At 60.1% G+C, this 7,515-nt stretch carries 8 protein-coding genes; 4 read left to right on the top strand and 4 right to left on the bottom strand.

Going from position 1 to position 7,515, the window contains the following annotated elements:
* Positions 1–475 precede the first annotated feature (475 nt).
* Together AC07W4_RS17510 and nudC are read left to right on the top strand one after the other, a co-directional pair.
* Entirely contained in the window at positions 476–1,288 is an 813-nt protein-coding gene (locus AC07W4_RS17510) for a crotonase/enoyl-CoA hydratase family protein (protein WP_495033293.1), read from the top strand.
* A 6-nt stretch (positions 1,289–1,294) separates the two neighbouring features.
* On the top strand, positions 1,295–2,125 hold the full coding sequence (gene nudC / locus AC07W4_RS17505) for an NAD(+) diphosphatase (RefSeq protein WP_008052180.1): 831 nt from the start codon (positions 1,295–1,297) through the stop codon (positions 2,123–2,125).
* Here the strand turns inward: nudC and AC07W4_RS17500 are convergent.
* The 3 genes from AC07W4_RS17500 to AC07W4_RS17490 form a co-directional block, all read right to left on the bottom strand.
* The gene (locus AC07W4_RS17500) at positions 2,093–2,872 is read right to left on the bottom strand and encodes a TSUP family transporter (protein ID WP_495033292.1); all 780 of its coding nucleotides are present in this window, start codon (positions 2,870–2,872) and stop codon (positions 2,093–2,095) included. The two genes, nudC and AC07W4_RS17500, sit on opposite strands and share 33 nt — an antisense overlap.
* A 202-nt stretch (positions 2,873–3,074) precedes the next feature.
* The gene (locus AC07W4_RS17495; protein ID WP_056727496.1) at positions 3,075–3,551 is read right to left on the bottom strand and encodes a nuclear transport factor 2 family protein; all 477 of its coding nucleotides are present in this window, start codon (positions 3,549–3,551) and stop codon (positions 3,075–3,077) included.
* A gap of 56 nt (positions 3,552–3,607) precedes the next feature.
* Positions 3,608–4,171, bottom strand: a complete 564-nt coding sequence (locus AC07W4_RS17490) for a TetR/AcrR family transcriptional regulator (RefSeq protein ID WP_495033291.1) — start codon at positions 4,169–4,171, stop codon at positions 3,608–3,610.
* 217 nt (positions 4,172–4,388) lie between these two features.
* Between AC07W4_RS17490 and pssA the strand changes: the two genes are divergently transcribed.
* Positions 4,389–5,732, top strand: coding sequence for a CDP-diacylglycerol--serine O-phosphatidyltransferase (gene pssA / locus AC07W4_RS17485; protein WP_495033290.1), 1,344 nt, complete (start codon positions 4,389–4,391; stop codon positions 5,730–5,732).
* A 259-nt stretch (positions 5,733–5,991) separates the two neighbouring features.
* The gene (locus AC07W4_RS17480; protein ID WP_495033296.1) at positions 5,992–7,008 is read left to right on the top strand and encodes an AraC family transcriptional regulator; all 1,017 of its coding nucleotides are present in this window, start codon (positions 5,992–5,994) and stop codon (positions 7,006–7,008) included.
* A gap of 15 nt (positions 7,009–7,023) precedes the next feature.
* On the opposite strand, the gene AC07W4_RS17475 is transcribed toward AC07W4_RS17480, so the two are convergent.
* Positions 7,024–7,494, bottom strand: coding sequence for an LEA/WHy family protein (locus AC07W4_RS17475; RefSeq protein WP_008052186.1), 471 nt, complete (start codon positions 7,492–7,494; stop codon positions 7,024–7,026).
* Positions 7,495–7,515: the final 21 nt, after the last annotated feature.

Raw genomic sequence — 7,515 nt, 5'->3', positions numbered from 1 at the left:
CCGATCAGTTAGGCGAACCCGGACGCTACGCCTTCCTTGTAGCAGCTGGCGTAGCCTGCGTCCGGCTGCGCAGCAGTCGTGAAATCAGAGTTCGCGGTACGTCAGGGAGTTCGTGCAAGCCGGATTTACGACTGCTGCGCAGTCGGACGCAGCCTTCGGCAGCTGCTACAGATTGCGTTGTGGCTTAACTGATCGGCATTAACTTCGGGGCCTAATTCCGATCAGTTAGGCGAACCCGGACGCTACGCCTTCCTTGTAGCAGCTGGCGTAGCCTGCGTCCGGCTGCGCAGCCGTCGTGAAATCAGAGTTCGCGGTACGTCAGGGAGTTCGTGCAAGCCGGATTTACGACTGCTGCGCAGTCGGACGCAGCCTTCGGCAGCTGCTACAGATTGCGTTGTGGCTTAACTGATCGGCATTAACTTCGAGGCCTTGTTATAGTTCGGGCTTCATTTTTGCCTGCAAAAGGATCACCGGCATGTCTCAATACAGCGCATTCAACGTCGAACTGGTCGATAAAATCGCCCATGTGCAGATCAACCGCCCGGAGAAGATCAACTCGATGAACGCGGCGTTCTGGAGCGAGATCGTCGAGATCTTCCGGTGGATCGACGACACCGATGAAGTGCGCGTGGTGGTCCTCAGCGGCGCAGGCAAACATTTCTCCTCGGGTATCGATCTGATGATGCTGGCCGGTGTGGCCAATGAACTGGGCAAGGACGTCGGACGCAATGCGCGCCTGTTGCGACGCAAGATCCTCACCCTGCAAGCGTCGTTCAATGCCGTCGACAACTGCCGCAAACCGGTGCTTGCGGCCATTCAGGGTTACTGCCTGGGGGGCGCCATCGACCTGATTGCCGCGTGCGACATGCGTTATGCCGCCGAGGACGCACAGTTTTCGATCAAGGAAATCGACATCGGCATGGCCGCCGACGTGGGCACGCTGCAACGCTTGCCGCGGATCATCGGTGACGGCATGCTGCGCGAACTGGCTTACACTGGTCGCACCTTCGGCGCCGATGAAGCGCGGGGCATGGGCCTGGTCAATCGCGTCTACAGCGACAGCGCCAGCCTGCTCGACGGCGTCATGGGCATTGCCTACGCAATCGCCAGCAAGTCGCCGATCGCCGTCACCGGCACCAAGGAGATGATCAGCTACATGCGTGACCATCGCATCGATGACGGCCTCGAATACATCGCCACCTGGAACGCCGCCATGCTGCAATCGACCGATCTGCGCGTGGCCATGGCCGCCCATATGAGCAAACAGAAACCCGAATTTCTGGATTGATTAACCATGATTCCTCGCTGGACCACCGCAGTACTGGACACCGACCAACCCGGCGGCTGGGCCGTCGCGCGCAGCCCCGAAGGCTTTCTGTTCGATGACAATGGCGCATTGTTCCCGCGTGAATGGCTCAAGCGCCAGGACCTGTCGATTCTCGCCGAGCATGGCATCGGTCATCTCGATGGCGAGCCGGTCTATCTGCTGGAATTGCGCAGTCACAGCGAAGTGCCGGGTTGCAACTGGAAAGGCCTGCGGGCGTTCATGCTCGAAGGCGATCACACGGTCTACAAGGTGCTCGGTTACGCCGCACAGATCGGCACCTGGGCCCGCGAGCACCGCTTTTGCGGTAACTGCGGTCAGGCCATGACCCAGGTACCGCGCGAACGGGCGATGTATTGCCAGCCATGCGATCTGCGCAGCTACCCACGGATTTCGCCGAGCATGATCGTACTGGTGACTCGAGGCGATGAAGTGCTGTTGGCACGCTCACCGCGTTTTGTCAGCGGTGTCTACAGCACATTGGCGGGGTTCGCCGAGCCGGGCGAATCGGCCGAGGACTGCCTGGTTCGCGAGGTGCGCGAAGAGGTGAGCATCGAGGTCAGGAACATCCAGTACATGGGTAGCCAGTGCTGGCCATTCCCGCACTCGATGATGCTCGGCTTTCACGCCGAATATGCCGGTGGCGAGATCGTCTGTCAGGAAGACGAGATCGAGGACGCCCAGTGGTTCAACGTGCACGAGCTGCCGCCGTTGCCGGCGTCACGCTCGATTGCCCGTTACCTGATCGACGTCTATGTGGCCCGGCGTTTAGGCCACGCTGAACCAGTGCTGCCAGGCTAGGCGTACGGTCAGGCCCAGCACCACGGTGATGAATACCGGGCGAATGAATTTCGCGCCGCCGCTGATGGCGGTGCGGGCGCCGAAGAAGGCGCCGACCATCAACGACGAGCCCATGCACAGGCCGATGATCCAGTCCACCTGACCGGAAAAGATGAAGATCGACAGCGCCGCCGCGTTGCTGACGAAGTTCATGCTGCGCGCCACGCCGCTGGCCTTGACCAGGTCGATGGGGTAGAGCAGCAGGCTGCTCACGGTCCAGAACGCGCCCGTGCCCGGACCGGCCACGCCGTCATAGAAACCGAGGCTGAAACCTTGGGTCGATTGCCACTTTTTCTTGATCGGTGCCTCGCTGTCCAGCGGCGCTTTCGGCGTGCCGCCGAACAACAGGTAAACGCCACAGGCGAAGACGATCACCGGCAGCATTTTGTTCAGCCACTCCGCCGGCAGGTAATGGGCGACCACGGCACCGGTCAGTGCGCCGACCAGGGTGCCGACGATGGCATGAATCCATTGTGCTGGATGGAACAGCTTGCGTCGGTAGAAGGTGAAACTGGCGACGGCCGAACCGAAGGTCGAACTGAGTTTGTTGGTGCCCAGCACCAGGTGCGGCGGCAGGCCGGCAGTCAACAAGGCCGGGGTGGTCAACAGACCACCGCCACCGGCGATGGCGTCGATGAAACCGGCAACAAAAGCGACAAGGGCCAGGATGGCCAGGGTGGAGGGGTCAACGCTGAGTTCGAAAGGCATGGGATCGGCTTATTCGGCGGGTGCAGAAAGAGGCTGCGGGGAAGGGGCGACATCTTACTCACCTGTACAACACAAAACCAATGTGGGAGCGGCGGTGCGACGATTCGACTTGCTCGCGAAAGCGGTGTGTCAGCCAACGTCAATGTTGGATCTGATGGCCCCTTCGCGAGCAAGCCCGCTCCCACAGGTGGTATCGGTGAATTTACAGGCCAAGATCCGACAGGCCTGGATGATCGTCAGGTCGACGCCCCAGCGGCCAGTGGAACTTGCGCTCGCTTTCCTTGATCGGCATGTCGTTGATGCAGGCGAAGCGGCGGGCCATCAGGCCGTCCTCGTTGAACTCCCAGTTTTCGTTGCCGTAGGAGCGGAACCAGTTGCCCGAATCGTCGTGCCATTCATAGGCATAACGCACGGCAATGCGATTGTCGGTAAATGCCCAGAGCTCCTTGATCAGTCGGTAGTTCAGCTCCCTGGCCCATTTGCGGGTCAGGAAGCCCTTGGCTTCTTCGCGGTTGTGGGCGAACTCGGCGCGGTTACGCCATTGGGTGTCCAGGGTATAGGCCAGGGACACGCGCTCCGGGTCCCGGGAGTTCCAGCCGTCTTCGGCCAAGCGAACTTTTTCAATGGCCGATTCACGGGTGAAAGGGGGTAATGGCGGACGAACTTCGGCATTAGACATTTCAAGTCTCCGTATCAAGTTAAAGTTCCAACATTGTGTCGAGCTTGATTGAGTTGCTACAGGTCCAATAACTTTCGCGCCATGCATTGCGCATTATCGGCGGCACTGTGATCACCCATTACAAGCGCCACGGTAATGGCACCATCGATCAGGATCAGCAGCTGTCTGGCCAGCATCTGCGGATCCTCGGCACCATGTTCGGTACACAGCTCGCACAGGTAGTCGAGCAGTTTCTGTTTATGTTCTTTGGCGATCAGGCGCACCGGGTCTTGCGGGTCGCCGGTCTCGCCGCTGGTGTTGATGAAAGCGCAGCCACGGAAACCTTCGGAGGCGAACCACGACTTGAGTACGGTAAACAGATTGAGCAGTCGCTCGGCCGGGGTTTGTGCCTGGCCGACTGCGCCTCTGTACCAATGCATCCAGCGCTGGTCGCGGCGTTGCAGGGCGGCCACCACCAGTTCGTCCTTGTTGGCGAAGTAGTGGTAGACGCTTTTTCTGGAGACGCCGGCGGTTTTCACCAGAAGATCCATGCCGGTGGCGGCTATGCCACTTTTGTAGATCAACTTTTCGGTGACATCCAGAATGATGTCGCGTGTGTCATTGCTATTGATTTCGTTCATGTGGCTAACAGTAGAACGATCGTTCTCCATGGTCAATCGATATTTTTGTAGTGCCTGATAAATGGTCTTCGCGAGCAAGCCCGCTCCCACATTTGAAATGCGTTCCCTTGTGGGAGCGGGCTTGCTCGCGAAGAGGACATTACAGACAGTAACAAGACCCGAACCCAGCGATGGTGTAAGCTCTTGGGTTCTTCGGATTCGACCCATTGCGAGCCCTATGCCGTCGCTTTTCAAACGCTCCCTGCTGCCCAAGTTGCGCAGTTTTCCGCTGACGGCCGATGCCGTCAGCGTCCTCTCCGGCGCAGCCGAATTCCGTGGTTGCCTGCTGGAGAAAATCGCCAGCGCGACCCGGCGCATCTATATCGTTGCGCTGTACCTGCAACAGGATGAAGCCGGCCAGGAAATTCTCGATGCCTTGCACGCGGCCAAACTGGCGCGTCCGGACCTGGACGTGGTGGTCGTCGTCGACTGGCTGCGCGCCCAGCGCGGCCTGATCGGTGCCGGCAAGCAACCGGGCAACTCCGCCTGGTATCAGGAAATGACCCGCACCCATGCCAGCGAAGTGCCGATCTACGGCGTCCCGGTCCAAACCCGCGAACTGTTCGGTGTGTTGCATCTTAAAGGCTTCGTGATCGATGACTGTGTGATCTACAGCGGCGCGAGCCTGAACAACGTCTATCTGCACAAGTTCGACAAGTACCGCTACGACCGCTATCACCTGCTGCACAATCGTGAACTGGCCGATTCGATGCAGCACCTGGTGCAGCACGGCCTGGTGGCGTCCAAGGCGGTGCACCGCCTCGACCTTCCGAACCTGCCGACCACCCGCAGCCTGCGCCATGATATCGGTGACCTGCGCAGCCGTCTCAAGCACGCGGCGTACGACACCACGCGGGGCACCACCGACAGGACCGGTCTGTCCGTCAGCCCGCTGCTCGGCGTCGGCAAGAACAATCCGCTGAACCGGGTGATCTGCGAACTGATCGCCAGCGCCCGGCAGCAACTGACCATTTGCACCCCGTACTTCAACCTGCCGCTGGCGATTATCCGCGAGCTCAACCGCGCACTGGCCCGTGGGGTGAAGATCGACATTGTGGTCGGCGACAAGACGGCCAACGACTTCTACATTCCGCCGAGCGAACCGTTCCGGGTCATTTCGGCGCTGCCGTACCTGTACGAAATCAGCTTGCGCCGGTTTGCCAAGCGTCATCAGCGCAACATCGACAGCGGGCAGTTGAACCTGCACCTGTGGCGTGATGGCGACAACACCTACCACCTCAAGGGCATGTGGATCGACCGGCGCTATACCTTGCTGACCGGCAACAATCTCAACCCCCGGGCGTTTCGACTCGATCTGGAAAACGCTTTGCTGATCGATGATCCCCATGGCGAACTGCTGGAGCCGCGTCGTAAAGAGCTGGCAGAGATCTTCCAGCACACCCGGCGAATCGAGCAATTCCAGAATCTGGAAACCCTGGCCGAATACCCGGCGGGCGTGGCCAGGTTCCTCAAGCGTGTGAGTCGCGTGCGGATCGAGCGGTTGCTCTACCGCATCCTCTGAAAAAGATCGCAGCCTGCGGCGACTGACGCCTTCGCGGGCAAGCCCGCTCCTACAGGGGGCTTTGTCGTACACAAACTCTGTGTTCGCTGAATAACCTGTGGGAGCGGGCTTGCTCGCGAAGGCGTTTTCACTTTCGGTACATCAACGACAGGCACACTGCTTTCGCGAGCAAGCCCGCTCCCACAAGGGATCTGCGTTGAGCGGGTGGTTTCGGCTAATATGCCCCCCACTCGAACAAGAACAGGGCTTGCCGCGATCCATGTCGGAAAAAGACACCATCTCCATTCAACTGGTGCGTGAAGCACTGTTGCAAAGCTGCGCGCCGGGCATTGCCACGGATGAGGTGTTGAGCAAGGTTGGTATCGACCCGCAGCTGCTGGGCAGCACCGACGCCCGTGTTCCGGCCACGGCTTATGCGCGGCTGTGGCGGTTACTGGCCCGGCGCGGGGATGATGAGTTCTTTGGCATGGACCCTCGCAAACTCAAATCCGGCAGCTTCGCGTTCCTGTGTCGCAGCGCCATGCTTCAACCCAACGTGGCGGCGGGAGTGGCCAGCGGCCTGGGGTTCCTGTCGCTGATCCTCGAACACCTGCCGGCGCAGTTGGTGCGTCAGCAAAGCCTGGCGGAAATCGTCCTGCTGGAGGACAACAAGGACCCGCGCCGGGCCTTCACCTATTTCACCTACTGGATGATCGTGCACGGTGTTGCCTGCTGGCTGGCAGGGCGGCGAATTCCGATCCTGGCCATCGAACTGCGCTGTTCGAAGCCGGATTTCTGCGATGACTATCAGGTGATGTTTTCCGAGAACCTGCGCTTCGACCGCCCGCGGACGCGGATGATTTTCTCCGCCGATTGCCTGGACCTGCCCATCAAGCGCAGCCCTGAAGAACTCGAGCGATTCCTGGCTCGTGCGCCGGCGAACATTCTGGTCAAGTACCGCGATCCGCAGAGCCTGGCCAGCCGCATCAAACACGACCTGCGCCACCTGCCTGCCGAACACTGGCCGGAAACCGAAGCCCTGGCGCAACGCCTGTGCATGTCGGCTTCAACCTTGCGCCGCCGACTGGCCGAAGAAGGGCAAACCTATCAAGGCCTCAAGGACGGCGTGCGCAAGGAGCTGGCGATCGTCTGGTTGGCCGAGCCGGCGATCAGCTTCAGTGAAATCGCCACGCGGCTGGGGTTCGCTGACGTCAGTTCGTTCTACAAGGCGTTTCGCAAGTGGTCGGGGTCAAATCCGGGGCATTACCGCAGCCTGATTCTCAATGACACCGAGTGAATTGCTCGCAGGTTTTCAACGGGTGCCAGTGATCGGCCCAGGCAGATTGAGTGTGCCACTGTCGACGAAACGCATCGTGTTGAACACCCCACCCGAGAGCTTGCCGCGCAGGACATAAGGCATGTTGTTGAGCGTTTTCATCTGGCTGATGCCATAGGTCTGGCGAATCACCGAAAACGCCGAAACGCTGACCGGCACGGTCACGATGGTATCGGAAAAGCGACCGATCGTACCTCTCTCATCGGTGACGCCTGAGGCGAAGGGCTGGCCGTTGATGTCCAGGTCCAGGGCGACGCCGCTGTAGGTGAGGGTGGTGTCATTGGGGTTCTGCACGCGGATTCTCACGGCAAAACGCACTTCCATGCCCTCGCCTTGCAGGGGCTCGACACCCACGACGTTGATTTTCAACGGGTCTCGATTGGGCAGCGAGGAACAGGCGCTCAGGCAGAGCAGGAGGGAAATCAGGACCGCGTGGAGGCTGCGCATGGAGGTGCTCTCATCTGAAAA

The organism is Pseudomonas sp. GW821-FHT02A08 (genome assembly GCF_059422045.1).
The sequence above is the reverse complement of the archived record's forward strand: the minus strand, read 5'-3'. Positions and strand labels throughout refer to the sequence as shown.